Origin of the sequence: Propioniciclava soli (assembly GCF_014858005.1) — a bacterium.
GTDB lineage: Bacteria > Actinomycetota > Actinomycetes > Propionibacteriales > Propionibacteriaceae > Propioniciclava > Propioniciclava soli.
The window spans coordinates 1-1,352 of sequence record NZ_JACYOT010000045.1 but is presented as its reverse complement, the minus strand read 5'-3'; the positions used below and the strand labels follow the sequence as shown (position 1 = coordinate 1,352).

The 1,352-nt window shown below is 62.6% G+C and carries 1 protein-coding gene; it reads left to right on the top strand.

What is annotated here, in order from left to right; genetic code table 11:
• Positions 1-108: 108 nt before the first annotated feature.
• Positions 109-1,274, top strand: a protein-coding gene (locus tag IFY26_RS17510; RefSeq protein ID WP_232550292.1) for an IS3 family transposase whose coding sequence is annotated in 2 segments (ribosomal slippage) — positions 109-355 and positions 355-1,274 — 1,167 coding nt in all. Because the reading frame shifts where the segments join, the coding sequence is not laid out codon by codon here.
• Positions 1,275-1,352 lie beyond the last annotated feature (78 nt).

Below are 1,352 nucleotides of genomic sequence, written 5' to 3'. Positions count from 1 at the left end.
GGCCGTGACCGACGTCGGGACCCAGCTCCTCATCGACTGAGGTGAGGGATTGTTTCCGGACCAAGAGCCCCAACGGGTAGAATCCGTGGGAGAAATGGAAGGGAACGAATGGCCCGGAAGAAGTTCAGCCCGGAATTCAAGGCGGAAGCGGTTCGTGCGGTGGTTGAGTCGTCGCGGACGGTTGCTGAGGTCGCGCGTGATCATGGTATCGGTCCGGAGACACTCAGGAATTGGGTGAATGCGTATCGCAGGGACCACCCGGACGAGTTGCCGGAGATCAGCGAGCCGGAGCGTGCCGAGTTGGCCCGGTTGCGTAAAGAGGTCCGTGAGTTGAAGGCCGAGCGGGAGTTCCTGGGAAAAGCGGCGGCCTTCTTCGCGAAGGAGTTCCGGTGACCGCGAAGTACGCGTTCATCAACAGCGAAGAAGGCAACTACTCGATCCGTAACATGTGTCGCTGGGCGGAGGTGTCCAGGGCCGGCTACTACGAGTGGCTCGGCCGTCCGGTCTCGGCGACGCAGCGGTGGCGCGACGAGCTCGCAGACATCATCGAGGTCCTGTTCGCCGACTCCGACGGTACCTACGGCTACCGGCGGATCCATGCCGAGCTGGCCCGGGCGGGGCGGCACTGCGATCCGCAGACCGTGCGGGTGCTGATGGGTGAGCGCGGTCTGGTGGCTTGTCAGCCGCGCCTCAAGGGGCCGAGGACCACGATCCCGGCTGACGCGGCCGATCTGCCCGACCTGTTCAACAGGGACTTCACTGCCGACGAGCCTGGGCTCAAGCTCGTTGGAGATATCACGTATATCCCGACCTGGCAGGGCTGGGTGTACCTGGCCACCGTGCTCGACTGCTGCACGAAGAAGGTCGTGGGGTACGCGATGGCCGATCACATGCGCACCTCGCTGGTCACCGACGCTTTGCAGATGGCGATCAACAACCGCCATATCCGGGCTGGGGAAACGACCTTCCATTCCGATCGCGGGACGCAGTACATGTCGGCCGAGTTCGCCGAATTCACGCGCGCCGCTGGGATCGTCCGGTCGGTCGGGCGGACTGGTATCTGCTATGACAATGCGTGGGCCGAGTCTTTCAACGCGACCTTGAAAGTGGAGCGGGTGCATCGCACGGCGTATCCGACCCGGCGGCATGCTATTCGGGATATTGCACGTTACATCGAGTTGCGTTACAATCAGAAAAGGTTGCATTCGGCGCTCCAATATCGCACCCCGAACGAGGCCGAGCAGGACTGGTACGAATCCAACATGGCAGCCTGAAACATGAATATTAAGCGGTCCGGATTTCATCCCGCAGCCCAGACCACCCGGGACGGCTCGACGGCGTCGAGGTCGTCG